General features: G+C 64.3%; 22 protein-coding genes. 8 read left to right on the forward strand and 14 right to left on the reverse strand.

The window, feature by feature from the left end; translation table 11 throughout:
* Positions 1-187 precede the first annotated feature (187 nt).
* From JFU57_RS21450 to JFU57_RS21460, 3 genes are read left to right on the forward strand one after another with little or no spacing between them, the layout of a single operon-like run.
* Complete coding sequence (locus tag JFU57_RS21450; RefSeq protein WP_043228256.1) at positions 188-1,540, forward strand: TolC family outer membrane protein; 1,353 nt, start codon at positions 188-190, stop codon at positions 1,538-1,540.
* Between the two features lie 52 nt (positions 1,541-1,592).
* The gene (locus JFU57_RS21455; RefSeq protein WP_078471341.1) at positions 1,593-3,746 is read left to right on the forward strand and encodes a type I secretion system permease/ATPase; all 2,154 of its coding nucleotides are present in this window, start codon (positions 1,593-1,595) and stop codon (positions 3,744-3,746) included.
* On the forward strand, positions 3,736-5,112 hold the full coding sequence (locus tag JFU57_RS21460; protein WP_201130701.1) for an HlyD family type I secretion periplasmic adaptor subunit: 1,377 nt from the start codon (positions 3,736-3,738) through the stop codon (positions 5,110-5,112). Before JFU57_RS21455 ends, JFU57_RS21460 begins: the two co-directional genes overlap by 11 nt.
* 194 nt (positions 5,113-5,306) lie before the next feature.
* Here the strand turns inward: JFU57_RS21460 and JFU57_RS21465 are convergent, their stop codons facing one another.
* From JFU57_RS21465 to JFU57_RS21495, 7 genes are all read right to left on the reverse strand, one after another.
* Entirely contained in the window at positions 5,307-6,254 is a 948-nt protein-coding gene (locus JFU57_RS21465; RefSeq protein ID WP_201130702.1) for a sensor domain-containing diguanylate cyclase, read from the reverse strand.
* A gap of 134 nt (positions 6,255-6,388) precedes the next feature.
* Positions 6,389-7,291: a 4-hydroxy-tetrahydrodipicolinate synthase gene (gene dapA, locus JFU57_RS21470; protein WP_201130703.1), complete on the reverse strand. Its 903-nt coding sequence runs from the start codon at positions 7,289-7,291 to the stop codon at positions 6,389-6,391.
* Positions 7,292-7,594: 303 nt separating this feature from the next.
* Positions 7,595-7,768 carry a hypothetical protein gene (locus JFU57_RS21475; protein WP_178102963.1) on the reverse strand — a complete coding sequence of 58 codons (174 nt, stop codon included), beginning with the start codon at positions 7,766-7,768 and terminating at the stop codon, positions 7,595-7,597.
* A gap of 28 nt (positions 7,769-7,796) precedes the next feature.
* Positions 7,797-8,846, reverse strand: coding sequence for a dihydroorotate dehydrogenase (locus JFU57_RS21480; RefSeq protein ID WP_201130704.1), 1,050 nt, complete (start codon positions 8,844-8,846; stop codon positions 7,797-7,799).
* Positions 8,847-8,868: 22 nt separating this feature from the next.
* Positions 8,869-9,801 carry a DUF6282 family protein gene (locus JFU57_RS21485; RefSeq protein WP_201130705.1) on the reverse strand — a complete coding sequence of 311 codons (933 nt, stop codon included), beginning with the start codon at positions 9,799-9,801 and terminating at the stop codon, positions 8,869-8,871.
* Between the two features lie 32 nt (positions 9,802-9,833).
* Positions 9,834-10,604, reverse strand: a complete 771-nt coding sequence (locus JFU57_RS21490) for an HpcH/HpaI aldolase family protein (RefSeq protein ID WP_201130706.1) — start codon at positions 10,602-10,604, stop codon at positions 9,834-9,836.
* Positions 10,601-11,005, reverse strand: a complete 405-nt coding sequence (locus JFU57_RS21495; protein ID WP_078471334.1) for a cupin domain-containing protein — start codon at positions 11,003-11,005, stop codon at positions 10,601-10,603. The genes JFU57_RS21490 and JFU57_RS21495 overlap by 4 nt, the downstream gene beginning before the upstream one ends.
* A 264-nt stretch (positions 11,006-11,269) precedes the next feature.
* Between JFU57_RS21495 and JFU57_RS21500 the strand changes: the two genes are divergently transcribed.
* The 4 genes from JFU57_RS21500 (at position 11,270) to JFU57_RS21515 (ending at position 16,739) form a co-directional block, all read left to right on the forward strand.
* The gene (locus JFU57_RS21500) at positions 11,270-12,700 is read left to right on the forward strand and encodes an NAD-dependent succinate-semialdehyde dehydrogenase (protein ID WP_201130707.1); all 1,431 of its coding nucleotides are present in this window, start codon (positions 11,270-11,272) and stop codon (positions 12,698-12,700) included.
* Between the two features lie 30 nt (positions 12,701-12,730).
* Entirely contained in the window at positions 12,731-14,323 is a 1,593-nt protein-coding gene (locus tag JFU57_RS21505; RefSeq protein WP_201130708.1) for a GMC family oxidoreductase, read from the forward strand.
* 59 nt (positions 14,324-14,382) lie between these two features.
* On the forward strand, positions 14,383-15,726 hold the full coding sequence (locus tag JFU57_RS21510; RefSeq protein ID WP_078471331.1) for an MFS transporter: 1,344 nt from the start codon (positions 14,383-14,385) through the stop codon (positions 15,724-15,726).
* A gap of 191 nt (positions 15,727-15,917) precedes the next feature.
* Positions 15,918-16,739, forward strand: a complete 822-nt coding sequence (locus tag JFU57_RS21515) for an IclR family transcriptional regulator (RefSeq protein ID WP_078471330.1) — start codon at positions 15,918-15,920, stop codon at positions 16,737-16,739.
* 50 nt (positions 16,740-16,789) lie between these two features.
* Here the strand turns inward: JFU57_RS21515 and JFU57_RS21520 are convergent, their stop codons facing one another.
* From JFU57_RS21520 to JFU57_RS21540, 5 genes are all read right to left on the reverse strand, one after another.
* Positions 16,790-17,605: an ABC transporter permease gene (locus JFU57_RS21520; RefSeq protein ID WP_201130709.1), complete on the reverse strand. Its 816-nt coding sequence runs from the start codon at positions 17,603-17,605 to the stop codon at positions 16,790-16,792.
* The gene (locus tag JFU57_RS21525) at positions 17,605-18,813 is read right to left on the reverse strand and encodes an ABC transporter permease (protein ID WP_078471549.1); all 1,209 of its coding nucleotides are present in this window, start codon (positions 18,811-18,813) and stop codon (positions 17,605-17,607) included. Before JFU57_RS21525 ends, JFU57_RS21520 begins: the two co-directional genes overlap by 1 nt.
* Before the next feature lie 17 nt (positions 18,814-18,830).
* Positions 18,831-19,877, reverse strand: a complete 1,047-nt coding sequence (locus tag JFU57_RS21530; protein WP_078471328.1) for an ABC transporter substrate-binding protein — start codon at positions 19,875-19,877, stop codon at positions 18,831-18,833.
* Positions 19,878-19,967: 90 nt separating this feature from the next.
* Entirely contained in the window at positions 19,968-21,092 is a 1,125-nt protein-coding gene (locus JFU57_RS21535; RefSeq protein WP_020296128.1) for an ABC transporter ATP-binding protein, read from the reverse strand.
* A gap of 47 nt (positions 21,093-21,139) precedes the next feature.
* Positions 21,140-22,510, reverse strand: a complete 1,371-nt coding sequence (locus tag JFU57_RS21540; protein WP_201130710.1) for an aminotransferase — start codon at positions 22,508-22,510, stop codon at positions 21,140-21,142.
* A 396-nt stretch (positions 22,511-22,906) separates the two neighbouring features.
* Between JFU57_RS21540 and JFU57_RS21545 the strand changes: the two genes are divergently transcribed.
* The gene (locus JFU57_RS21545) at positions 22,907-23,689 is read left to right on the forward strand and encodes an IclR family transcriptional regulator (RefSeq protein WP_020296126.1); all 783 of its coding nucleotides are present in this window, start codon (positions 22,907-22,909) and stop codon (positions 23,687-23,689) included.
* On the opposite strand, the gene JFU57_RS21550 is transcribed toward JFU57_RS21545, so the two are convergent.
* Together JFU57_RS21550 and JFU57_RS21555 are read right to left on the reverse strand one after the other, a co-directional pair.
* Positions 23,690-24,409 carry a class I SAM-dependent methyltransferase gene (locus JFU57_RS21550; protein WP_201130711.1) on the reverse strand — a complete coding sequence of 240 codons (720 nt, stop codon included), beginning with the start codon at positions 24,407-24,409 and terminating at the stop codon, positions 23,690-23,692.
* A gap of 137 nt (positions 24,410-24,546) precedes the next feature.
* Complete coding sequence (locus JFU57_RS21555) at positions 24,547-25,704, reverse strand: glutathionylspermidine synthase family protein (protein WP_078471324.1); 1,158 nt, start codon at positions 25,702-25,704, stop codon at positions 24,547-24,549.
* Between the last annotated feature and the right edge of the window lies 1 nt (position 25,705).

Consider the following 25,705-nt stretch of genomic DNA (forward strand, 5'->3'; position numbering starts at 1 on the left):
TATTGACCTATTTGGCGTCATCCTAAACAATCTGTTCGGTAATGTCACATTGATATTTAAGCGGCATCGCGACTTTCTGTTTGTGTCCTCCAGTTCCCACGACAAACGGTCATTTCGATTGCCATTCCAATGCAGTAGGTCAATGTTTGCTGCATTTTTAAGCAAAAATTTCCGGGAAATAATCAGAATGCGTTTGCACTTATTCAAGGCTCTTCCTTTCGCTCTAGCCGCAAGTTTCGTCCAAGCACAAACCCTGCCAGAGGCCATGCAAAAAGCACTGGATGTTCACCCGGAGATCCAGGCAGGCATCAATGCGCGTATCGCCGCCGATTACCAGCTGCGTGCCGCCAAGGGCGGATACCTGCCTAAAGTCGACGTACTGGGCGGCTACGGTCGCGAACGCTCGGACAACACCTCGACTCGTGCCGAAAGCAACAGCCATGAATGGAAGTCCTTGAATCGCGGCGAATCGACTATTCGCCTGCAACAAAATCTGTTTGACGGTTTTGCCACGCAAAGTGAAGTAGGGCGCCAACAAGCCACCGCCAACTCCCGTGGTTATTCGTTGCTCAATACTTCCGAGCGCACCGCGCTGACTGTTGCCCAGGTTTATCTGGATGTCCTGTCCCGTCGCGAGATGGTGCAGTTGGCAGAAGACAACTTGAAGAGCCACGAACGCATCTTTGATCAGATCCAACTGCGCACTAGTCGCGGCGTCGGCAGAATGGCGGACATGGACCAGGCAGAAGCCCGTCTGGCTCAGGCGCGTAATAACTTGCTGACTGAACAGACCAACTTGGCGGATGCGCAAACCAACTACTTGAGCGCCGTGGGCCAGATGCCCGACGAGCTGGTGGCCCCCCAGGGTTTTGTTGCCCTGATGCCCGCCAGCCTCGAAGAAGCACGGCGCCAGATGATCGAGGACAGCCCGGTCCTGCGCTCCGCCGAGTCCGATATCGCCGCTGCCGAGAAGCAGTACGAAGCCGCCAAGTCGACCTTCTACCCACGTTTCGACGCCGAGCTGGCGCGTTCTGCCAACAACAACCTTGGCGGTGAAGAAGGGCACGACAACAGCTACTCCGCCATGCTGCGCATGCAGTTCAACCTGTACTCGGGCGGCAGCAACAAGGCCGATCTGCAATCCAAGGCGTCCCAGGCTACCCAGGCCCTGGACATCCGCAACAACGCCCTGCGTGAGCTGACCCAGGAGCTGGGCCTGGCCTGGAACGCCTACAACAACGCCACCGCCCAGGTGCCGATCGCTCAGCAATACGTGGACCGCAGCACCAAGGTGCGCACCTCGTACCAGCAGCAGTTCAGCCTCGGCGAGCGGACCCTGCTCGACCTGCTCGACAGCGAAAACGAGCTGTTCAGCGCTCAGCAGCGCCTGGTGCAGATCCGCAACCTGCAGCTTTACACCCAATATCGGATCAAAGCCGACATGGGTCAGTTGCTGAAAAGTCAGGGCGTAGTCGCACCGATGGCATCAGTTGTGCAGAATGATATTAAACCGATGGTAAACCTGCCGCGGATGGACTGATTCTTGACGGAGTTGGGCCATTCACCTGCTTAAGCGTTAAGAGAGTGTCAGCTTGGATTCTGAAATAGGTTCGGTGCAACTTACCCATGACCCGCGCAGTCAGCATGATGATCCATTGCTCGACGGCTTGTTGACACTCTGTTCGCTGCATCACAAGCCCGCCAGTCGGGCGATGCTCACCACCGGCCTGCCCTTGGCCGCCCAGCGCCTGGGCGCCGAGTTGCTGCCCCGCGCAGCGGCTCGGGCCGGCCTGCAGGGGCGCCTGCTGCAGCGCAAGCTGGAGCAGATCCCCTCCATCGCACTGCCAGCCATGCTCCTGCTTAAGGAAGGGCGGTGTGCGGTATTGCTCGGCTGGGAAGGCGACACCGCGCGTCTGCTGCTCAGTGAAAGCGACGGCGGCGAAGTGCGGGTTGACCGCGAATTGCTGAGTCAAGATTACAGCGGTCGGGTTTTCTTCGCCCAACCGCAACATAAATTTGACGTTACCAACGGCACGCTGATCCCGCGTGCCCATTCCTGGTTTCGTGAAACCCTCAAGCGCTCGCGTTGGCTGTATGCCGACGCCATCGCGGCGAGCCTGGTAATCAACCTGATTGCCCTGGCGGCGCCACTGTTCGTGATGAACGTGTATGACCGTGTGGTGCCGAACCAGGCCACTGCCACCCTGTGGGTGCTGGCCATTGGTATCTGCGGTGCCTACCTGTTCGACCTGCTGCTCAAGGGCCTGCGCAGCCTGTGCCTGGACCTGGCCGGTAAAAAGACCGACCTGATCATTTCGGCGACGCTGTTCGAGCGCATTGTCGGCATGGCCATGAAAGTGCGTCCGGCGCGGGTCGGCAGCTTCGCGCAGAACATCCATGAGTTCCAGGGGATGCGCGACTTCCTGACCTCGCTGACCCTGGCCAGCCTGATCGACTTGCCCTTTACCCTGATTATCCTGCTGGTGATCGCGCTGCTCGGTGGCCACCTGGTGTGGATCCCGATCGTCGCCTTCCCACTGGCCCTGGGTATTGGCCACCTGCTGCAAAAGCCGTTGACCGCGACCCTGGAGCGGACCATGGCCCTGGGCGCCGAGCGGCAGTCGAGCCTGATTGAAACCCTCGCCGGGCTGGATGCGGTAAAGGTCAACAACGCCGAGAGCGAGCGCCAGTACCAGTGGGAACAGACCATTGGCACCCTCAGTCGCCTGGAGCTGCGAGTCAAAGTTCTGTCGGGCCTGGCCATGAACATCACCCTGCTGATTCAGCAGCTGGCCGGCGTGGCGATGATCATCTTCGGCGTGTACCAGATTATTGACGGCACCCTCAGCATGGGCGGCCTGGTGGCCTGCTACATGCTCAGCGGTCGCGCCCTGGGGCCGCTGGCCCAGCTGTCGGGCCTGTTGACCCGTTACCAGCAAGCCAAAGTGACCATGGTCTCGGTCGACCAGATGATGGAGTTGCCGCAAGAGCGCAACTTCGACGAGCGCCCCCTCAGCCGCCAGGTGCTGCAAGGTGCGATGGAATTTCGCGCGGTCGATTTCACCTACCCGAACCAGCAGACCCTGGCCCTGCGTGGGGTCAACCTCAACGTTCGGCCGGGGGAAAAGATCGGCATCATCGGCCGCAGTGGCTCGGGCAAGAGCTCGCTGGCCAAGTTGCTGGTCGGCCTGTACCAGCCGGACTCGGGTTCGTTGCTGGTGGACGGCGTGGACATCCGCCAGATCGATGTCAGCGAGCTGCGTCATAACATTGGCTATGTGGCCCAGGACATCCAGCTGCTGGCCGGTACCCTGCGCGACAACCTGGTGTCGGGTGCGCGTTACGTGGATGACGAAATGGTCCTGCAGGCCGCAGAGCTGGCCGGCGTCCATGAGTTCGCCCGGTTGCATCCGCAGGGTTATGAGCTGCAGGTCGGTGAACGCGGACAGAACCTTTCCGGTGGCCAGCGGCAGAACGTGGCCCTGGCCCGTGCGCTGCTGCTCAACCCGCCGATCCTGTTGCTCGATGAGCCGACCAGCGCCATGGACAACACCGGCGAAGAGCGCCTCAAGCAGCGGCTGCAGGCCGTGATCGAAAACAAGACGGTGATTCTGGTGACCCACCGTGCCTCGCTGTTGAGCCTGGTGGATCGCCTGCTGGTGATCGACCGTGGCCAGATACTCGCGGATGGCCCGAAAGCCGCCGTCATGGAAGCGCTGAAAAAGGGGCAGATCAGTGTTGCTTAAATCAGGCCCAGGCCGCTTCAAGGATGCAATCCTCGGTTACTTCAAGGGCGGCGACGCGCTTGACGATCAGCCGTTACCCGAGGTCGAAAAGGCCCTGATCGACGATGCACCACGCATCGTGCGCCTGACCATCTGGGGGGTGATCGGCTTCTTCGTGTTCCTGCTGCTGTGGGCGCATTTTGCGATTATCGACGAAGTCACCAAGGGCGAAGGCAAGGCCATCCCCTCGTCGCGGATCCAGAAAATCCAGAACCTGGAAGGCGGCATCGTCGCCCAGATCTACGTGCACGAAGGGCAGATCGTCGAGGCCGGTGCCCCCCTGGTGCGCCTGGACGACACGCGCTTTGCCTCCAACGTCGGTGAAACCGAAGCCGACCGGGTGGCCATGGAGCTGCGGGTCGAGCGCCTCAGCGCAGAAATCGACAACCGCCCGCTGAACATCACCGACGCTGCACGCAAAGCCGTGCCTAATCAGGTGTCCAACGAAGAGTCGCTGTACCAGAGCCGACGCCAGCAACTGTCGGATGAAATCGGCGGCCTGCAGCAGCAACTGGTGCAGCGTCAGCAGGAGTTGCGCGAGTTCGGTTCCAAGCAGGAGCAGTACCGCAACAGCTTGAACTTGCTGCGTCAGGAAATCGGCATGTCCGAGCCCCTGGTGCAGCAGGGCGCGATTTCGCCGGTGGAAGTGTTGCGCCTCAAGCGGTCCGAGGTGGAAACCCGCGGCATGCTCGATGGCACCACCCTGGCCATTCCCCGTGCCCAGGCCGCGATCAATGAAGTACAGCGCAAGATCGACGAAACCCGCGGCAAGTTCCGCAGTGAAGCCCTGGCGCAGTTGAATGAGGCGCGCACCAACCTGAGCAAGGCCCAGGCCACCTCCAAGGGCCTGGAAGACCGCGTCAGCCGGACCATGGTGTCCTCGCCGGTGCGTGGCATCGTCAAGCAGATGCTGGTCAACACCGTGGGCGGGGTGATCCAGCCCGGCAGCGATATTGCCGAGGTGGTGCCGCTGGACGACACCCTGCTGGTGGAAGCCAAGATCCGCCCGCAAGACATCGCCTTCCTGCATCCGGGCCAGGAAGCGATGATCAAGTTCACCGCCTACGACTACACCATCTACGGTGGCCTCAAGGGCAAGCTGGAGCAGATTGGTGCCGACACCGTGCAGGATGAAGATAAGAAGAACACCTTCTACATCATCAAACTGCGCACCGACCGCAGCCACCTGGGTACCGATGAAAAGCCGTTGCTGATCATCCCGGGCATGGTTGCGTCGGTTGACATCATCACCGGCAAGAAAAGCATCCTGAGCTACCTGCTCAAGCCCATCATCAAGTCTCGCGCAGAAGCCATGCACGAACGCTGATCCCGCCGTAGCCGCTGCCGAGCACCGCGAGGCTGCGCTGTCCATAACAGACGCCGAATTACCCTGAGTGAATCGCGTTGGCCTTCCGGGCCAGCGCAGCCTCGCGGGCTCGGCAGCGGCTACAGGGCATCATTCAGCCCAATGCCGCTGGCCGGAACAGACGCCGACATCACCAAGGCAACCGGCATTCGGTGCTACTTGCCAAATGCGGCGTATACCGCGCCCATGCGCCCCTGATCCTTGGCCTGGTACAGCAGGCGGTCGACCTGTTCGACGAAGTCCAGGGCCGAGGTGTCCGGGGCGGCGAGGGTGGTGCCGACGCCAAGGCTCAGGCTCAGCAGGTCGCTGACGCTGGAGGCGGCGTGCGGGATCTGTTGCTGGCGCACCAGGTGCAGGCATTTATCGGCCACCCGTTGCGCCGCCAGGGCGTCGGTTTCCGGCAGCAGCCAGACAAACTCCTCACCGCCGATACGCGCCACGAAATCCCGCGGGCGGTTGGTTGCCAGGGCCAGGGTCTGGGCCACGCGGCGCAGGCAGTCGTCGCCCTGGATATGGCCGTAGTGGTCGTTGTACTGCTTGAAGTAATCGATATCGAGAATGATCAGGCTCAGCGGCAGTTGGCTGCGCTGGGCACTGGCCCATTCACGTTCCAGCACGGTGTCGAACATGCGCCGATTGGCGATCCCGGTCAGGCCGTCCTGGAAGGAATATTCTTCGAGCTGCTTCTGCAATCGCAGCAGATGCTCTTCGGTTTTCTTGCGCTCGCTGATGTCGAACATAAACCCCACCAGCGCCTCGACTTCGCCGTCCTTGCGCACCACATGCACCACGTCGCGGATCCACACATAGTCGCCGCTCTGGGTCAGGGCCCGGTAATCGGCTTCGTGGTCGACCCCGGCGCGGGATTGAGACACGCAGAACTCCACCACATAGTCGCGATCGTCCGGGTGCATGCGCTCCACCCAGTCATTGACCCCGACCCAGCTGCCCTGGGGCCAGCCCAGCAGGCGTTCGATCTGCGGGCCGATGTAGCTGAAGGTCATGGTCTGCCAATCGATGCGCCAGGGAATGGCCTGGGTCGATTCCAGCAGGGTCTTGTAGACATCGCTATCGGTTGCGGCGGGCACGTGGCTTGAGGTCATGGCGGGCGAGATCTCGGCGAGGAAAAACCAGCGGCAGCATGCTGGCGATTCTCGCCGTGAATCAAGGCCTATCGCTGCTAGGGCGATGGAAGGTGCGGCGTGTTCGCCGCTCCCTTCATCACCCGCCGTCGATCCTACAGGGCGAGGCTGGCCGCTGCCGGTTTTGCCCCGGCGTTCTGCAGCGCCGCGAGCCGCTCGCGCAGTTGCAGAACGGTGTCGGCGCTGCTGTTGTGCATGGGCGCTCGCAGTTCGTCATTGATCAGGCCCTGCAACGCCAGGGCGCTTTTGACCGGCGCCGGGTTGGGCTCGACGAACAGGTTCTGAATCAGCGGCAGCAAGCGGAAAAACGTCTCCCGGGCTTCAGCCAGCCGACTGTCAGCCACCTGTTGATGCAGCTGCACGAACAGCTCCGGGTGAATATGCGCCGACGCGGCGATGGCCCCGGTGGCCCCCAGGCACAGTGCGCTGAAGATCTGCGGGTCTTCGCCGCACAGCAGGTCGACATCGCCGCTGGCCAGCAGCGCCAGGGTGGTCTGCAGGTTGCCGCCACAGTCCTTGATCGCCACGATCCGTGGGTGCTTGATGATCGCCAGCAGCGTGTCCTGGTGCAGGGTCACGCCGGTGCGATAGGGAATGTCGTAGAGAATGATCGGCACGCTGCTGGCGTCGGCCACGGTGCTGAAGAAGGTGTGCAGCGCGGCCTGGGACGGGCGGATGTAGTAGGGCGCCGGCACCAGCAGGCCGGCGACCGGGCGTTGCAGGATCTGCTGTTGCTGGTGCAGCAGCTCCGCCAGGTTGTTGCCCGCCAGGCCCATCATCACCTGATGCCCGGGCGCCAGTTCCAGCACCGCGTCGAGCACCGCCAGTTGCTCGGTCTTGCTCAAGGCCGCCGCCTCGCCGGTGGTGCCGCACACCACCAGCCCGGCGACGCCGCTGCGCAGCAGGTGCAGGGTCAGGCGGCGCAGCGCGACAAAATCGATGGCGCCCTGGTTGAAGGGCGTGACGATGGGGACCCAGATTCCTTGAAACGATGACATGCGTGTTCTCCTGATGGTTGACCGTTGGGTCGCCGCCAGAAGAGTAGAGGGGAATCAAGCAAGGGCAGGGTGTGCGTAGCGCTCGTGTCCGGTCAGCTCATCTGACGGGACACAGCGCCCCGGTCACATGAGCGACTGTTTCTTCGATTTAGAGGTGCAAGCCAGGCGAACCCCGGCCTTGGCAGTCAAGCCAATGGCGCAAAAATGGGGGTTGCAGGCTGGGGACATGAATACACACTCGTTAATCAGGCGCACATTTTTAAAAGCTGGCACCGGGTTTGTCAATTGCCGATTGGCGCGGGTTCACACCAGCATCAGTCGCCAGGACTCGACGATCTCATGGGCGATGCGCCGCCACCGCGAGCGCGGCCCGGCCCGCTGCCCGCAGCGGTCCACGGTGAGCGTGCCGCGCAACTGCCGCGCCGCCTCGGGTGACAACCAGTGCCAGCGCTGGCCGGCGGGCAGGTGGGATGGCATGTCGTTGCTCCTGATTGGATGAAGGCGTTCAGTCGGTGCTCGGGGCGAAACCCTGCCAATAGTCCGGTCGGTCGTCCTGCTGCTGATAGCTTTGCACCTCATCGGCCGCGCGCCCCAGCAGCTCGCCGGCGCTGCAGCCGTGGCGGGTCAGGTAGGCGTCGAGTTCGTCGATGGCCCGGCGCAACACGTCGTAGCCGCCGGTGAACACCGCCGAGGTCAGCTCGGTGGCACAGGCGCCGGCCAGCAGAAAACGCGCCACGTCCAGGCCGCTGCGGGCGCCATTGGTGGCGATCAGCGGGAAGTCGCGGCCCAGTCGCTGGCGGGTCAGCATCAGCCAGCGTGCGGTCAGCGGCAGGCCCCAGCTGCCACCGATCGCGGCCGAGGTGCCGAGCAGGGGGCGCTGGCTGTCCAGGTCCGGAATGAAGCCCATGAAGCGCCCCATCATCACCACGCTGTCGGCACCGCCGCGGCGCGCAGCCTCGGCCAGGCCGACCACGTCTTCGCTTTGCCCGGTGAGCTTGATCCACAGCGGCAGGCGCGTGGCCTGGCGGATCCTGGCGACGATCTGCTCGATCCGCGCGCTGCCGCGCTCCAGGACAATCGCGCCTTTGGCGGCTTCTTCGCCGTGGGGTGCACCGATGTTCAGCTCCAGGGCGCGCAGGCCGGCCTGTTCGATCTGCACGGCAAACTGCGCGCAGCGTTCCAGGTCGCCGAGGATCAGGCTCGGGATGACATAGGCGTCCTGCTGGCGGGCCTGTTGATCGAGCCCGGCCAGTTCATCCAGCCAGCCGTCGAAGTCTCGCTGGACCAGGCCCGAGCGGCCGAACAGGCTGGCCTCGGGAGGCGGCTGGAAATTCCACGGCAGGCGATTCCATTGGGCATCGAGCAAGGTGTAGTCGGTCTTGTCCAGTTGCTGCTTGGCGGCGGTCGATTCGTTGGTCGACTTGGCGATCACCGCCCCGGCCCCGGTGGCCAGGGCACGCTTGATCGCCGCCGCATTCATGGTGTGTTCCCCGGCGCCACAGATCACCGGGTTCTTCAGGGCCAGGGCCCCGATGTGCGTCGTCAGACGGCTCATGTTCGCTCCTCGAAAGCCCGGCTCAGATGTTCATCAGGCGGGCGGCGTTGAGGGAGGTCATCTTGCGCACGTCGTCGTCGCTGTAGCCCAGGTCGAGGACGCTGGCGATCACGCTGCGAAAGCCGTCGACGATTTTTGGGTTGCCCTGCTGGCCGAGGTCCGAGCCGAGGATGGTCAGGTCCACGGTGCCGGCCTCGATCACCTGGGCCAGAAACTCACCGTCGTAGAATTTGAACTTCGACCCGGGCACCCACATGCACATGGAGTGCTCCATGTACACGCCCTCGCTGGCCAGTTGGCGCATGTCGTCCAGGGTTGCGTCGACCACGTAGGTCGGGTGGTTGACCAACAGGCGCTTGACCCCGCGCTTGCGTGCCTCCTCGAACAGCGGCCAGATTTCCCGGATATTCAGGTGCCCGGCAGACAGCACCACGTCTTCGGCGGCGATCAGGTCGAGGATGCCTTTGACCTCTTCGCGCAGCTTGCCGTCGTCGTCCAGCACCGTGAGCGGGATCGGCTGCAGCATGCGCTGGGTGGTCTGGGGGAATTTGTCGACGAACTTCACGTCCTGGTGATGGTGGGCAATGTGGTTGGCCGAAGAAAAGGTCGGCATCCACACCAGCTTGGCGCCGAGTTTCAGGCCGTGTTCCACCGCGTGGATATTCAGCCCGCCCACCGAGTTGTTCAGTGGCACGCCGGACAGCATCTGCACGTTCAGCTCGCTGAAGTGTTTGTTCAGCAGGCTGGTGACGGGCGTGCAGGAGTAGTAGTGGTCCTTGAGCAGCACGGCCTTGAGGCCGGCGGCGGAGGCTTCCTGCATGGCTTCGATATGGTCGCAGTAGCGGGGCATCACCGAGGGGCCGCTGTGGCAATGCAGGTCGATGGCGCCGCGTACCAGGCTGTCGATCCGGGCTTCGCGTTCAGGGTTGTCGAGGGGCTTGAGGGTGGCGTTCATGATCGGGGCACCTGTGGGTAAGGGGGCTGTGTTCAGCGTGCGAATAACGGGCGAAAGGCCTGGGCCTGCGCGGTCCAGCCGGTGCGCAGTACGGCCTGGTCCGAGCCGAGGATGAAAAAGCTCGCGCCGTGGGCGGCGTAGCGCGGGACGTCTTTGAGGTCGGCGACGAACAGCCCGGCGGCCTTGCCGGCGCGCCGCGCCACCTGCAGGGTGTGCAGGGTCGCCTGTTCCACCTCCGGGTGGTCGAGGTCGAAACGGCGCAGGGACACCGCCAGGTCGGCGCGCCCGACGAACAGGCAGTCCACCCCGTCGACAGCGGCAATCTGCTCCAGCTGCGACAGGGCGCTGGCGTCCTCGATCTGGCAGATCAGCGCGGCGCGACCGTCGTGAAAGTCCACGTGCCGGGCCAGGGGCAGGGCGCCGTAACCACCGGCGCGGGGCGAGTTGGAAAAACCGCGATTGCCGTCCCGGTAGCGGGTGGCGGCGACGATTTCCCGGGCCTGGTCGGCCTGGGTGATGTGCGGCAACACCAGCCCGGCGGCGCCCAGGTCCAGGGCCTGGAGCAGGGTCCCCGGACGGCTGTCGGGTACGCGCACCAGACCGGCGACCGCCGCGGCCCGGCAGGCCAGCAAGGCGATGTCGAGGCTGCTGCCGGTGAAGGCCGCATGCTCGGCGTCCAGCACCACCGCATCGAGGCCGGCGCCCCCGGCAATCTCAATGCCGGCATGGGCCGGAGTCTTGATGAAACTGCTCAGTAACGGCTCGCCGTCGAGCAACCGCTGACGCCAGGTCGGGCTGCTCATAGGGCACCGGACTCACGGGGCTCAGGGGCGCTGAATTCCGCCGCCTGATACTCCACCAGGTGCTGGTAGTCGTCGCGCAATGGCGAGAAAACGTCGAGGTTCATCACCACCTCGTCGCCCAGGGGCTCGGCGTAGTGCACCACGTGGGGCGGGATGCGCAGCATGCTGCCCGGGCCGCCTTCGACCACTTCGTCACCCAGGTGAAAACGCACCCGGCCCTGCACGATGATCACCAGTTGCTCGAAGGTGTGGCTGTGGGGGAACACGTCCATCCCCGGGGTCAGCCAATTCATTACGCAAAGGGTGTCGTCGCCGCGGAAGCCAACGCGCTCCACCCCCTTGCGCACGGTTTCGCGGGGCAGGTCATTCCAGTTGTGCAGCAGGGCCTGGGCCAGGTTCATGGTGCATCTCCTCAGTCTTCGGGGCAGCGCAGGCGGGCTGTCCGATTTTGTTTTTGTTTCTTTCTGAAGAATGGTGTTTCTTCTGTCGATAAAAGCTACTCCCGAAAAACCAGCCCCGTCAACTGCCCGCCAATAACTTTTAAAGCCCAATGCAATGACTTGACAGGGGCAAAAGCTGCGCCCTAGGATTGTGTCATTCAAAAAAACAGCGTTTCGCACAGAAAAATACAAGGCGAAACCTTTCCAGCAGCGCGAGGAGCCACGATGCGTGTTATCCAATCCATCCTGATCGACGGCCACTGGTCCAGCGGCAGCCATGAACAACAAGGGGCCGTGTTCAACCCGGCCACGGGCGAGCAGATCGCCAGCCTGGGTTTCGCCAGCCCGGCGGACCTCGACCTGGCCCTGGCCGCAGCCGCCAGGGGCTTTGAGGTCTGGCGCAAGACATCGGCCTATGAGCGTTCGAAAATCCTGCGCCGGGCCGCCGACCTGGTGCGCGAGCGCTCCCAGGCCATTGCCGAACTGATCACCCTGGAACAAGGCAAGCCCCTGGCCGAAGCACAGATGGAGGCCTTTGGTGCCGGCGACCATATCGACTGGTACGCCGAAGAAGGGCGCCGAGCCTATGGGCGGGTGATTCCGCCGCGCCAGCGCGGTGCCCGGCAGATCGTGCTGCGCGAGCCGATCGGCCCGGTGGCGGCCTTCAGTCCGTGGAATTTCCCGGTCAGCCAACTGGTGCGCAAGATTGCCGGTGCCCTGGCTGCCGGCTGCTCGATCATCGCCAAGGGGCCGGAAGAAACCCCTTCGTCCTGTATCGAACTGTGCCGGGCGTTCCAGGATGCCGGGGTGCCGCCCGGGGTGTTGAACCTGGTGTTTGGGGTGCCGGCGCAGATTTCCGAGTACCTGATCCACTCGCCGGTGATCCGCAAGATCTCTTTCACCGGTTCGGTGCCGGTGGGGCGTGCCCTCGGTGCCCTGGCCGGGCAGCAGCTCAAGCGTTGCACCCTGGAGCTGGGCGGGCATGCGCCGTTCATTGTCTGCGACGACGTGGATGTCGAGGCCGTGGCGGCCTTGGGCGCCGGCTTGAAGTTCCGCAATGCCGGGCAGATCTGCGCCTCGCCGACCCGCTTTTTTGTCCAGCGCAGTGTCTATCCGCAGTTTGTCAGCGCCTTCAGCAAGGCTGGCGCGGCCTTGAGGGTGGGCGCCGGCAACCTGGCCGACAGCCAGATGGGGCCCCTGGCCAATCCGCGTCGGGTGGCGGCAATGCAGGCCTATGTCGACGATGCCCTGGCCGTGGGCGCAACCCTGGCCGCAGGTGGGCGCCCGTCCGAGGCGCCGGGTTTCTACTTTGCGCCCACGGTCTTGACGGATGTGCCGGACAACGCCCGGGTGATGCACGAAGAACCCTTTGGCCCAATTGCCTCGATCGTGCCGTTCGATGACCTGCAACAGGTGATCGACCAGGCCAACGCCTTGCCCTTCGGCCTTGCAGCCTTTGCCTTCACCCGCTCGATCGCCCGCGCCACCCTGCTTGCCGACGAGCTGCAAAGCGGCATGGTCTCGATCAACCACTTCGGCATCGCCGCGCCGGAAACCCCCTTCGGCGGGATCAAGGACAGTGGTTATGGCAGCGAGGGCGGTAGCGAAGGCCTGGACGCCTACCTGACCACCAAGTTCGTCAGCCAGGTCGGCTGAGGACGTTCGCGATGTATCAGGAGTGTTGCCATGGACACCCATGACTTTATCGTCATCGGCGCGGGCTCGGCCGGCTGCGCGCTGGCGGCCCGGCTGGTGCAGGCCGGCAAGCGCGTGCTGTTGCTGGAGGCCGGCCCGGCGGACAACCATCCGTACATCCACATCCCGGGGACCTTTGTCCGGGTCCACGGCACGTGCCGCACCTGGATGTACAAGACCGAGGCCGAGCCCTTCGTCAACGGACGTCAGGTCTACATTCCCCAGGGGCGAACCCTGGGCGGTGGCAGCTCGGTCAACGCGATGATCTATATCCGTGGCCAGGCCGAGGACTATGAGCAGTGGCGCGACGCCGGGTGCCCGGGCTGGGGCTGGCAGGATGTGTTGCCGGTGTTTCGCCGCTCCGAGGCCAATGCCCGACTGGGCGGCGAGTTGCACGGCCAGGGCGGGCCCTTGAAGGTCAGCGACCCGCGCCATCGCCACCCCTTGAGCGAGGCGTTCGTCAGCGCCGCGCAGCAGGCCGGGGTGCCGCTGAGCCAGGATTTCAATGGGGCGCGGCAGGAGGGGGTGGGGTTCTATCAGACCACCACCGCCGACGGGCGCCGGGCCAGTTCCGCCGCGACCTATTTGCGCGGGGTGCGCCACAGCCCGCTGCTCAAGGTGCTGACCGGGATGCACGTCACCCGCCTGCTGCTGGAGGGGCGACGCGTGGTGGGCGTCGAAGCCCGCAGCCAGGCGGGCGCCTTGCAGCGTTTTGCCTGCAACGCAGAGGTCATCCTCAGTGCCGGGGCCATTGCCTCGCCGAAAATCCTCCTGCTGTCGGGCATCGGTCCGTTGCAGCATTTGCACGACATGGGCATCTCGCCGGTGCTCGACCTGGACGGCGTGGGGCGCAACTTCCAGGACCACTTGAGCGCCTCGGTCTACGGCCAGACCCGTGAGCCCATCAGCCTGCTGGGCCATGACAAAGGGCTCAAGGCGCTGAATCACGGCTGGCAGTACCTGACCCGGCGCCAGGGCCTGCTGGCGTCCAACGTGGTGGAGAGCGGCGGCTTCGTCGACACCCGTGGCTGTGGCCGGCCCGACGTGCAATACCACGTGGTGCCGGCCCTGGTCGGGGATGTCGATCGCTTGCCGCCGGCGGGCCACGGCATCTCGGTCAACCCCTGTGCGCTGCGCCCAAAATCCCGGGGCCGGCTGCTGTTGCGCAGCCGCGATCCGTTCGTCCCGGTGTCACTGCGGGCCAATTACCTCAGCGACCCGGATGACATGCTGACCCTGATTGCCGGGGTCAGGCTGGCGCAGAAGATCATGCGCGCGCCGGCCCTGGCGCGCCTGCTCAGCGGCCCGTTGCTGCTGGCCGATCGCGACGATTTGCCGGAGCAGGACTACGCCGACTATGTGCGCAGCGTGGCCAAGACCGTGTTCCACCCGGCAGGCACTTGCAAGATGGGCAGCGACGCGCAGGCGGTGGTCGCTGCCGATCTGCGGGTGCGCGGCATCGACGGCCTGCGGGTCGCCGATGCCTCGGTGATGCCGAGCATCGTCAGCGGCAACACCAATGCGCCGAGCATCATGATCGGCGAGCGCTGCGCCGACTTTATCCTGCAGCGCCCGGCCGCCTGATTCCCCGGGATGCCGGGGCGCGGCAGCGATTCTCTACAACAACAATAAAGAGAGCCTCGATGAACCTACTTTCGCGTAGCACCTTCGACAACGAGCCCGACTGGCGGCTGTACAACAGGATTGCCTGGCGCATCCTGCCGTTTCTGTTTGTGTTGTACGTGGTGGCGTTTCTCGACCGGGTCAATGTGGGGTTCGCCAAGTTGCAGATGGCCGCCGACATCGGCCTCAGCGATCTGGCGTTCGGCTTTGGCGCCGGGGTGTTTTTCATCGGCTACTGCCTGTGCGAGATCCCCAGCAACATGCTCCTGCAAAAGCTCGGTGCACGCTTCTGGATCGCGCGGATCATGGTGGTGTGGGGGCTGCTGTCGATCTCCATGATGTTTATCCAGACCCCCACCGCCTTCTACGTGCTGCGCTTTTTGCTGGGCATGGCCGAGGCCGGGTTCTACCCCGGGGTGGTGCTGTACATGACCTACTGGTTCCCGTCCTGTGCGCGCTCCCAGGGCATGGCCTATTTCAATCTGGGCATTGCCATGGCCGGGGTGCTGGGCAGCCCGCTGTCGGGCTGGATCATGCAGAACTTTGCCGGCGACCTGGGGCTGGCCGGCTGGCAATGGCTGTTTTTGCTGGAGGGCTTGCCGGCGGTGATCCTGGGGTTTGTGGTGTTCTTCTACCTGGATAACGGGCCCGGCCAGGTCAAGTGGCTGAGCCCGGCGCAAAACCTGCGGGTCCAGGAGCAATTGCGTGAAGAGCGCCAGCGCAACCAGGGCCAGGGGGCCGACCACCGTTTTCGCGCGGCCTTCGTCAACAAGGGCATCTGGTGCCTGATCGTCACCAACTTCACCTTGCTCTGCGGCACCTACGGCGTGTCGTTCTGGATGCCGCAGATCGTCAGGAACCTGGGGGTGCAGAGCCTGTTCGATACCGGCCTGATCGCGGCGATTCCGTTTGCCGTGGCCTCGGTGTGCATGATTGTGGTCAGCAAGCATTCGGACAAGACCCGCGAACGGCGCTGGCACGGCACCCTGTGCGTGGTGGCGTCGGCCTGCGGACTGATCTTCAGCGGGTTGTTCCATGACAACGCCTACCTGTCCCTGGCCGGGTTGAGCCTGGCAATGGCCGGTGGTTTGTCGGCGTTCTGCGTGCTGTGGGCGCTGCCCGGGGTCTTGCTGACCGGCACCGCCGCTGCGGCGGGGATCGCCCTGATCGCCACCGTCGGCAACCTCGGCGGTTATGCCAGCCCGTTCATGATGGGCTGGGTCAAGGACAGCACCGGGCACCTGGAGTACGGCCTGTATGTGTTGGCGGCCATTACCCTGCTGGGGGCGGTGAGCATGTTCGCCGTGCCGCAGTTACGAGGCGGGGCACGGCTGGCGCCGGGGGGCAGGGCACTCAAAGTCTGAATCGACGGCGTCGGCCAGGCCACACCCGGAGCGCGTTTTCCCCAGGGAAACCGCGCTCCGGGTGTTGTGCGTTGTGCAATCAGCTGTTTCTTCAGGCGATACAATCGGCAAGAATAGCGAAATGCTTTTTCGGCGAAGAGCGGCGCAGGAACGGGGTTCCTGCCCCCATGCGACACAAATAGAGGTGAACAGTGAAGGCAGAAGATAAGGATGGCAAGGAAGGCACCAGCAGTGGCCCGGTGCTGCTGGAGTCGGTGGAAATGGTGTTCCGCCTGCTCGACGAACTGACCGCTGCCCGGCGTCCGCTGGGTGTGACCGAACTGGCGCAGCTGTTGCAGACCGCCAAGCCGCGCACCTATCGCCACCTGGCCTCGATGCGCCAACTGGGGATTCTGGAGCAGGACCCCAGCACTGAAAAATACCTCCTGGGTTCACGCCTGGTGGCCTACGGCGAGGCCGCCAGCGAGCAGTTCGACCTGCGGGCCCTGGCCGACCCTTACCTGACCCGGATCCGTGACAACACCGGGCAGAGTGCGCTGCTGGCGGTGGCCACCCATGATTCGGCGCTGGTGGTGTCCTGCGTGGAGTCCAAGGCCAATGTGTGCATCTCGGTCAAGCCGGGCAACCGCGTCTTGCCCTACTGCTCGGCCCAGGGCCGCACAGTGCTGGCGTTTTCCGATGCGGCGACCCAGCAGCGGGTGATGCGGCGCAAGATGCCGCGCCTGACCGAGAACACCATGTGCGACCCCGAGGCGCTGGCCGAGCGCCTGGCACTGATTCGCGAGCGGCTGTACGACGATGCCGACGGCGAAATCACCGTCGGCATCAATGCCCTGTGCTGTCCGTTGTTTCGCGAGAATGACGTGATTGTCGGCACCATCGGCATCGTCGGCCCCAGCTCGGCGATCCCGGTGCCGCCCCCGGCCAATATGCTCAAGGAATTGCAGGCCGCTGCCGCGGAAATCAGCGAACGCCTGCACGCCGCGACCTACACCCGCAAACCGGCGCGCTAGGCCCGAGGTTCCAGGCTCCTACAGATCGGGCCTGGAACCGGGGCCGGGCTTCAGGCAGGGTCTTTTGCGGGTTGGCTCAGGCGCCGCGACAGCATCAGCAGCAAGGTGGCGAACAGCACCATGATGGTCGCCGCCGCCAGCAACACCGGGCTCAGGGATTCGCGGGCCGTGGTGAACATTTCCCGGGGCAGGGTGCGCTGGTCGGGGCCGGCCAGGAACAGGGTGACTACCACCTCATCCAGGGACGTGGCGAAGGCGAACAACCCGCCGGAAATCAGCCCGGGGGCAATCAGTGGCAGGGTGATCTTGCGCAAGCAGATCCAGGGTGTTGCGCCCATGCTGGCCGCTGCCCAGAGCAGGCGCTGGTTGAGCCCGACCAGTGCCGAGCCGACGTTGATCACCACGAAGGGCACGGCCAGGGTGGTGTGGGCCAGGACCAGGCCGGTAAAGGTCCGGGTCAGGCCCAGGCTGGCAAACACGAAGTACATCCCGACCCCGACAATCACGGCCGGCACGATCATCGGCGCAATCAATAGCACCTCGATAAACCGTCGCCCCGGCAGCCGGTCATGGCTCAGCCCGAGGGCCGCGAGGCCGCCGAGCACCACCGCGAGCAAGGTGCTGAGGCAGGCGATGGCAAAGCTGTTGAACAACGCCCCCAGCCATTGGCTGGAACCGAAGAACGCCTGGTACCAATGCAGGGTCAGGCCGCTGATGGGCAGCGACATATAGCGGCTGTCGCTGAACGACAGGGGCAGCACGATCAGGATCGGCAGCACCAGGAAAGCCAGCACCAGCCAGCCGCTCAGGGACAGGCTGAAAAAGCCGAACACGCTCAGAGCGCCGGCGTTAGGGTTCTTGACCATCAGTGTCTCCCCTGGGAGCGGCCACGGGCGAGCCGGGCCTGGATCAGATAGAGCAGGGTGGTGACCGTCAACAGGACGATGCCCAGTGCGGACGCCAGGCCCCAGTTCAAGGTGCCAGTGGTGAATTGGGCGATGTAGTAGCTGATCATCTGGTCGCCGGGGCCGCCGATCAGCGCCGGGGTGATGTAAAAGCCCAGGGTCACGATAAACACCATCAGCGCCCCCGCCGCCAGGCCCGGCAGGACCTGGGGCAGGTACACCCGGAAGAAGGTGAACAACGGCCGTGCGCCCATGGAATAAGCGGCCTGGACCAGCAGCCGGTTGCTCGACTGCATGGCTGCCAGCAACGGAAACACCATGAACGGCAGCATCACGTGGACCAGCGCCAGGATCACCCCGAAGCGGTTGTACAGCAGGCGCAGCGGGCTATCGATCAACCCCAGGTACAGCAACGAGGTATTGACCACGCCCTGGTCCTGCAACAGCACCATCCAGGCCGTGGTGCGCACCAGAATCGAGGTCCAGAACGGCAGCAGGATCAACAGCAGCAACAGGTTGCGCGTGCGCGGCGTGCGCCGGTCGAGGTAGGCGCACAGCGGGAATGCCAGCAGCACGCAGATCAGCGTGGTGGCCGCGGCAATGGCGAAGGTGCGCAGCAGTATCGAGCGGTACAGGCCTTCTTCACCCTTGCCGACGATGCCCTGGTTGTAGTCGTGCTTGAGGTCCAGCGCTGACAGCAAGTGGTAACTGCCGACCGGTCCGCTGGCGCGCTTGAAGCTTTGCCAGGTTTCGTTTTCCAGCCAGCGCGGGTCGAGGGCCGCGAACCCCTGGGCGCTGCCATCCAGGCTGGCGGCGCCGCGCTTGGCGGTGGCGAGCATGGCGCGCAACTGCGGTGCCTCATAGGACAGGCGGCGGGCGAGCCCCGCCAGGTCCTTGGCCGACACCTGTTGCAGATCGGCACTGAACGGGCGCAGCAGGCGCTCATCAGGCGCCGAGCGGCCATCCCATTGCTTGAGCGCCAGGGCGGTTTGCGGCAGTGCGTCGGGCAGCTCGCTGTCGGCCACGCCCCGCCACAGCAGAGTGGCGATCGGGCCGACGAAGGTCAGCAGTAAAAACAGCACCAGGGGCGCGAGCAGGGCATAGGCGCGCCACAGCGCGCGATGATTTCTGCGTGCCACGACCGGCAGTGCAACAGCGAAGGTGGTCATCTCGAGGCCTCGGATAGTTACTTGGCCGACCAGGCGGTCCACTTGGCATTCAACTCATCGACCCGGTCGACCCAGAACTTGTCGTCGATCTGCAGCACGTTGGCGCTGTTCTGCGGCGCGCTGGGCATGTCCGCGAGGACCTTGGGGTCAACCTGGGCGATGCCCTTGATCGTGGTAATACCGGTCGGTTGCAGGGCCGGCCAGAGCTTTTGCTGGTCGGGGTTGCCCATTTCCTTGAGCAGGCCGTAGGCGGCTTCCGGGTTCGGCGAATTGCGCAGGATCACCCAGCTGTCCATGGTCTGCAGCGACTGGTTCCACACCAGGCCAAAGGGCTTGTGATCCTGGTTGATGGCATTGGTCACCCGGCCGTTGTACGAGGTGGTCATCGCCACTTCACCGGAGGCCAGCAGCTGCATGGGCTGGCCGCCGGATTTCCAGAACAGCAACTGATCCTTGATCTGGTCCAGCTTGGCGAAGGCGCGGCTGACCCCGGCCGGGGTGTTGAGCACTTTGTAGACCTCGGCCACCGGCACGCCGTCGGCCATCAGGGCGATTTCCAGATTGCCCTTGGGGCCCTGGCGCAGTGCGCGTTTGCCCGGGTACTTCTTCAGGTCGAAGAAGTCGCCCCAGCCCTGGGGTGTGCCGGCCAGTTTCGATTTGTCATAACCCAGGACGAAGTTGTAGACCGCGGCGCCGACCCCGCACTCGCTGATCGCCGAGGGGATGTAGGTGTCCTTGCCGCCGATGCGCGCAAAGTCCAGGGGCAGGAACAGGTCCTCGCTGCACCCCAGTTGCAGGTCTTCGCCCTCGACCTGGACCACGTCCCAGCCGCTGTCCGGGCCTTCGGCCTTGGTCCGCAGGATGCCGATGCCGCTGTCCCAGGAGTCTTCCTGGACCTTGTTGCCCGAGGCCTTGGCGTAGGGCGCAAAAAAGATCTGCCGTTGCACGTCCTGGTAGCTGCCGCCCCAGGACACCACGGTCAGGTCGCGGGCCTGTGCGGCGGCTGAGACCAGGCCGAGGCAAAGCAGGGTGGAACAGGTGAAAAGCGATCTGCGGTTGAACATGATTTGACTCCAGAGCTGGTTTTTAATCGTTCTTGTGGCAGCAATAGAAAGGCGTGATGCAGCTGTTTGTTGTTATGCAAGGCCGGTGTTTCAGGGCAGGATCAGCGCGTGCTCCCGTGGCAGCGCCAGCCCTACACGCTCGCCCGGCAGGGGCAGGGCGCGCTGCAGGCTGCCGGGGTTGAGCTTGAGCATCAGCGGTGCGCCGCTGGGCAGGACCAAGTGCAGGCTGCAATGGGCGCCGTGGAAGATGCTGTCCACCAACTGCGCGTGCAGGGCCGGTTCGCCGGGGTTGGCCAGGCGCACGTTTTCCGGGCGAATCGCCAGGGCGGCCGGGTCGCCGACCGCCAGGGTCGCGCTGGCGCACGGCACTTCGTGCAGCGAGCCGTCTTCCTTGAGGCGGATACCCGCGCTGCCGTTGCCCAGGTGGCTGATCCGGCCCTCGAGGAGGTTGGTCTCACCCAGGAAGTTGGCCACGAAACGGCTGCTGGGGCGGTTGTAGATCGCTTCCGGCCTGTCGATCTGGGCGATTTTGCCTTCATGGAACACCGCGACCCGGTCGGACAGGGTCATGGCTTCGTCCTGGTCATGGGTGACGTAGACAAAGGTGATGCCGAGCTGGCGATGGATGCTCTTGAGCTCCAGCTGCATGCGTTCGCGCAGGGCCTTGTCCAGGGCGCCCAGGGGTTCGTCCATTAGCAACATGCGCGGGCGATAGACCAGGGCCCTGGCCAGCGCCACCCGTTGCTGCTGCCCGCCCGACAACTGAGCCGGGCTGCGCGAGGCAAAGCCACCCAGTTGCGCCAGCTCCAGGGCTTCGCCGACGCGCTGGGTGCGTTCTGCGGCCGGAACATTGCGCAGGTTGAGGGGGAAGGCCACGTTCTGTTCCACGGTCATGTGCGGAAACAGGGCGTAACTCTGGAACACCACGCCCATGTCGCGCTTGTAGGCCGGCAGTCGGCTGATGTCCTGGCCATCCATGAGGATCCGCCCGCGATCCGGTGCGTCGAAGCCGGCCAGCATCATCAGCGTGGTGGTCTTGCCCGAGCCGCTGGGGCCCAGCAGCGAGAGGAATTCGCCCTGGGCAATCTGCAGGTTCAGGTCGTTGACCACCCAGCTGCGCTCGTCGTAGGTCTTGTGCACGTTTTCAAAGCGCACCAGGGCCGTATCACCCGTTGCGGGGGCTGCCGTCGAGGCCTGGGGGGACGCTGCGTTCATGGGCTCGGCTCGTTGTCTGATGGGTTCTTTGAGCAGGGGCGCGGCGCTCATTGCGCCAGCTCCGCGTACACCTCGTCCAGGGACTCGGCGACGGCCGTGAGGATGACCTCGACCTGGGCCGCGTCGATGATCAGCGGTGGCGCCATGACCAGGGTGTCGCCCAGGGCTCGCAGCAGCACACCGCGCCGTTGCAGGGCTTCGGCGACCCGGGCCGCGACTTTGAGGTGCGCGGGGAAGGGTTCGCGGCTGTCCTTGTCGGCGACGAACTCCAGGGCCGCCATCAGGCCGATGCCGCGGGCTTCACCGATCAACGGATGGTCGGCAAAGGCCCGGACGCCCGCCTGGAACCGCGGCGCCACGGCGGCGACATTGCCCAGGATATCCAGCTCGTCGTACAGGGCCAGGGTTTCCAGGGCCACCGCCGCCGCCACCGGGTGGCCGCCGTAGGTGTAGCCATGGCCGAAGCCGCCCAGGACGTTGCTCTGGTCGGCAATGGCTTGGTAGATCGTGTCGCTGATCAGTAAAGCAGAAATGGGTTGGAAGGCCGCCGACAGGCCCTTGGCGCAGGTCAGCATGTCCGGTTTCAGGCCCATGGCCTGGGAGCCCCAATAGTGCCCGGTACGGCCGAAGCCGCAGATCACCTCGTCGGCCACCAGCAGGATGTCGTACTTGCGCAGCACGGCCTGGATCTTGGCGAAGTAACCGGTGGGCGGGACGATGACGCCGCCGGTGCCCATCACCGGTTCGGCGAAGAACGCGCCGATGGTTTCCGGGCCGTGCTTGAGGATGGTCTGTTCCAGCTCGGCGGCCAGGCGCGTGCTGAAGGCTTCTTCGCTCTCCCCGGGCTGACCCTGGCGATACAGGTGCGGGCAGCGCACGTGGATCACATCGGCCAGCGGGTCGCCCCAGCCTTTATGCATGTTCGGCAGGCCGGTGAGGCTGGCGGCGGCCAGCGTGGTGCCGTGGTAGCCGCGCTGGCGGGCGATCAGCCTGTGCTTCTGCGGCTGGCCGATGGCCGTGTGGTAATAGCGCACCAGCTTGATCGCGCTGTCGATGGCTTCCGAGCCCGAGCTCTGGAAGATCACTTTGCTCAAGGTCGAGGGCGCCCGTTCGATCAGCGCGGTGGCCAGGTCAATCACCGGTTGGGTGGTGCGGTGGGCGAAGGTCTGCTGATAGGGCAGGGTCAATAACTGCTGATAGGCGGCCTGGGCCAGGCGTGGCTGGCTGAAACCCAGGGTCGCGCACCACAGGCCCGACATCCCTTCGATAAAGCGTTGGCCTTGGGTATCGAATACGTAGATCCCCTCGCCACGCTCCATGACCAGGGGGCCGACCTGTTCGTGCAGCCGCAGGTTGGTCTGGGGGTGCAGGTGGTGGGCGATGTCCTTGCGGGCAAGGGCTGAATCGAGCGCCGTCATAATCTGTTCCTCGTGCATGAATCGTAAGCGTATGCGTGACGTGGTTTCATATTTACGAGGATTTATACTGAGCGTCAAACGATATTTTATTTCTTACAGAAAAATACTATTTCTCTGAGTGAGCGTTTTTTTGGTTTTCTTTGATAGCGGTTGCAGCCGGGTTTTGGCTTTTCCAATCAGATCAATGGCTTATTTCATTGGTTGGCCGCGTTGCGCCTGCCCAGGTTAGGCGTTCGCTTTAACCGTTCGCGGGCTTGGCCGGCAATCTCTTGCTTTTCAGCCTGTGGCGTGAGAAATAACCGAGATCAAGAAACGTGCGTACCGCCTGGCGAAACGAATCAGGTTGCAGGAAACTTGCCAGCAAGGGCCACCACACGACTTTTTCAGGGAGCGGTAATGAGCGACGAAACAGGCAAGGGCGGAGTGCGCTCCGTGCAATTGGCGCTGGACGTGCTGGAGCAGGTCGCTGCGGCATCGGGCGAGATCGGCGTCAGTGAGCTGGCGCTGAAGCTGTCCACCACCAAGGGCTCGGTGTTCCGGCACCTGAAAACCCTGGTGGAACGCGGTTACTTGAGCCAGAACCCGGCGACTTCGCGCTACCGCCTGGGGATTCGCGCCTATGTCCTGGGTCAGGCGGCGGCCTCGGGTATTGATCTGCTGAGTGCCTCGGCCGATGCAATGCGTGATTTGCGCGAGGAGCTGGGGCTGTCGGTGGTGCTGTCGGTGCTCGAAGGCGGGCGCCTGACGGTGGTCACCACCAGCCTGGGCAAGGCGTCGCTGGAGATCGGCGTGCGCCCGGGCACCGAGTTGTCCATGCACTGCAATGCCCAGGGCAAGCTGGCACTGGCGCACTCGGACAAGTTGCTGGCGCAGTTGGTCCATGGCGCGCCGTTGCAGCGCTTTACCGAGCACACGGTGGTGGAGGTCGCCGAGCTCCAGCGCCAGGTGCACGAAGCCCGGGCCCGGGGCTACGCGCTGGCCATCGAGGAAGAGACCCTGGGCATCTGCGCCCTGGCGGCGCCGATCTTTGGTGCCACCCATGAGCTGACCGGAACCCTGGCGCTGGTCGGCACCTTGCAGCACATTCCCCGGGTGCCGCCCGCGCCCTATGTCGAAGCTGTGCGCCGGGCGGCCCTGAGGATTTCCTGGAACCTGGGCTACAAGGGCGCGCTCGGCTGATCAGTCGACGTTGCGTTCGGCCAGCCAGGCGCCCCAGAACAGGCTCGAGAAAAACCGCGTCGGCGCACCGAAGCCGGCGTCAGCCAGCAGTTGCGCGATGGCCGCTTCCGAGGCCGGCGGGTCGGCACCCTGGAGGATTTTGCCAAGCTTGGCCTGCACCTGCTCGGCGCTGGCCCCCTGTTGCCGCCAGCGCTGGCCCCAGGCCGCGAGCAGCAGGGGCTGGCTGGCGTAGGGTTGCTGGTTGCCGGCCAGAATCAACGGCGCCCCCGGTTTCAGGCGCTGAGCGAGCTGGGCGAGGATCTTCTGTTTCGCGGCTTCACCCGGCAGGTGATGGAGGACCCCGACCAGCGTCGCGGCGTCATAGGCTTCGCCCTCGGCCAAGTCGTCGAGGGTGCCCAGGTGCACGTCGGTGCGTTCCAGCAAGTCACGGGCCTGGAGTTGGCTGACGGCAAGTTCGAGCATCGCCGCCGACGGGTCCACGGCACAGAACTGCCACAACGGCTCCAGCGCCGCGCAAGCTAGAATCTCCTGAGCGGTGCCGCCAGCCCCCACCACCAGGATCCGCGCCGGCTGCCCGGATCCCAGATGCGCCGCCAGCATGCACGCCAGCAGGTCATGGCAGGCGTCGTAACCAGCCAGGGCGATGCGGCTCTGTTGGGCGTATTCATCGGCGCGCGAGGCGTCGAACTTATCCACGGACGGATTGGGCGAGTTGGGCATGTGCAGCTCCTTGGGTTCAGGTGCTGCTTACCTTAAATGCCCTATTCGGATAAATGAAATTCATGTTTCGACTGGGATGCATTCCTGGCTGGAATGCCTGCTCCGGGCGGAGCAGGGAAGGCAAAGGGCGAGTTGCGTCAGTCGAGAATCAGGTGCGGCAGGAAGCGGCTGGAGTCCTTGGTGATCAGGCTGTTGTCTTCACGCACGCCAATGCCAGCGGCCTGGTCGCCAATCACCCAGGAGCCGATCAGGGTGTAGCTGTCATCAAAACGCGGCAGCGGGGCCAGGGCCTGGAGGATAAAGGGCGCGTCGGTGTAAGGCCCGTCTTCCTTGACCACCTGATCGTCGGCGGTGCGCAGTTCGATATTGGCCCCCTCGCGGGAGAAGAACGGCTTGCGCACCCAGCCCTTGGGCACCGCACTGTTGGGGTGCGGGTCGAGGTAGCTTTCCAGCAGGTTCGGGTGGCCCTGGTTGAACTCCCAAAGCAGCGGCAGGATGCCCTTGTTGGAGATGATCGCCTTCCAGGCCGGCTCGAAGAACTGCGTGTCGCACTGGGCGATGGCGGCGCCGAAGGGTTCGTGGAAGATGAACTCCCAGGCATGCAGCTTGAACAGGTGTGGGATCCAGCGTTCTTCCAGGTCGACGAAGCGTCCTTCGGCGTTGAGGCCGATGTCTTCGATGTCGATATGGCGCGATTCGATGCCGACCTGTTCCGCCACCAGCCGCAGGTAGTCGGTGGTGGCCTTGTCTTCCACCGACTCTTTCATCGAGGCGAAGTAGAACGGGCGCTTGATCCCCAGCTGGGCGAAGGCCTGGTGCAGGCGGGTGTCGATGCTGTTGAACTGGTCGGCATGCCGCGGCAGCAGGCCACGCTCGATATTCTGCTCCAGCCAGCCCCACTGGAACGCGGCGGTTTCATAGAGGCTGGTGGGGGTGTCGTAGTTCAGCTCCAGCAGCTTGGCCGGTCCCGTGCCGGCATAGGAAAAGTCCAGGCGGCCGTACAGGTGCGGGTGGCCTTCGAGCCAGGAGTTGCACACCAGGTCGTGAAACGCCGGCGGGATGCTCAGGCGTTCCAGCAACTCTTCGCTGCGCGCCACCTTGTTCGCCAGGTCCATGCACATTTCATGGATCTCGGTGGTCGGGTCCTCAAGGTCGTTTTCGATCTGCTTGAGGCTGAACTGGTAGTAGGCGCTCTCGTCCCAATAGGCTTCGCCATCGATGGTATGGAACATGAAGCCGAGCTTTTCTGCGGTCTGCCGCCAGTCCGGGCGTTCCTTGAAGGGGATCTTCTGCATC

The sequence above is a fragment of the Pseudomonas sp. TH07 genome (assembly GCF_016651285.1).
In the GTDB taxonomy this organism is placed as follows: Bacteria; Pseudomonadota; Gammaproteobacteria; order Pseudomonadales; family Pseudomonadaceae; genus Aquipseudomonas.

Excerpts from the sequence above, each read along its gene's own strand:
- JFU57_RS21450 (WP_043228256.1), top strand. The coding sequence starts at position 188 with ATGCGTTTGCACTTATTCAAGGCTCTTCCTTTCGCTCTAGCCGCAAGT.
- JFU57_RS21465 (WP_201130702.1), bottom strand. The coding sequence starts at position 6,254 with ATGACCTCAAGCCACGTGCCCGCCGCAACCGATAGCGATGTCTACAAG.
- dapA (WP_201130703.1), bottom strand. The coding sequence starts at position 7,291 with ATGTCATCGTTTCAAGGAATCTGGGTCCCCATCGTCACGCCCTTCAAC.
- JFU57_RS21475 (WP_178102963.1), bottom strand. The coding sequence starts at position 7,768 with ATGCCATCCCACCTGCCCGCCGGCCAGCGCTGGCACTGGTTGTCACCC.
- JFU57_RS21480 (WP_201130704.1), bottom strand. The coding sequence starts at position 8,846 with ATGAGCCGTCTGACGACGCACATCGGGGCCCTGGCCCTGAAGAACCCG.
- JFU57_RS21485 (WP_201130705.1), bottom strand. The coding sequence starts at position 9,801 with ATGAACGCCACCCTCAAGCCCCTCGACAACCCTGAACGCGAAGCCCGG.
- JFU57_RS21490 (WP_201130706.1), bottom strand. The coding sequence starts at position 10,604 with ATGAGCAGCCCGACCTGGCGTCAGCGGTTGCTCGACGGCGAGCCGTTA.
- JFU57_RS21495 (WP_078471334.1), bottom strand. The coding sequence starts at position 11,005 with ATGAACCTGGCCCAGGCCCTGCTGCACAACTGGAATGACCTGCCCCGC.
- JFU57_RS21500 (WP_201130707.1), top strand. The coding sequence starts at position 11,270 with ATGCGTGTTATCCAATCCATCCTGATCGACGGCCACTGGTCCAGCGGC.
- JFU57_RS21505 (WP_201130708.1), top strand. The coding sequence starts at position 12,731 with ATGGACACCCATGACTTTATCGTCATCGGCGCGGGCTCGGCCGGCTGC.
- JFU57_RS21510 (WP_078471331.1), top strand. The coding sequence starts at position 14,383 with ATGAACCTACTTTCGCGTAGCACCTTCGACAACGAGCCCGACTGGCGG.
- JFU57_RS21520 (WP_201130709.1), bottom strand. The coding sequence starts at position 17,605 with ATGGTCAAGAACCCTAACGCCGGCGCTCTGAGCGTGTTCGGCTTTTTC.
- JFU57_RS21525 (WP_078471549.1), bottom strand. The coding sequence starts at position 18,813 with ATGACCACCTTCGCTGTTGCACTGCCGGTCGTGGCACGCAGAAATCAT.
- JFU57_RS21530 (WP_078471328.1), bottom strand. The coding sequence starts at position 19,877 with ATGTTCAACCGCAGATCGCTTTTCACCTGTTCCACCCTGCTTTGCCTC.
- JFU57_RS21535 (WP_020296128.1), bottom strand. The coding sequence starts at position 21,092 with ATGAACGCAGCGTCCCCCCAGGCCTCGACGGCAGCCCCCGCAACGGGT.
- JFU57_RS21540 (WP_201130710.1), bottom strand. The coding sequence starts at position 22,510 with ATGACGGCGCTCGATTCAGCCCTTGCCCGCAAGGACATCGCCCACCAC.
- JFU57_RS21545 (WP_020296126.1), top strand. The coding sequence starts at position 22,907 with ATGAGCGACGAAACAGGCAAGGGCGGAGTGCGCTCCGTGCAATTGGCG.
- JFU57_RS21550 (WP_201130711.1), bottom strand. The coding sequence starts at position 24,409 with ATGCCCAACTCGCCCAATCCGTCCGTGGATAAGTTCGACGCCTCGCGC.
- JFU57_RS21555 (WP_078471324.1), bottom strand. The coding sequence starts at position 25,704 with ATGCAGAAGATCCCCTTCAAGGAACGCCCGGACTGGCGGCAGACCGCA.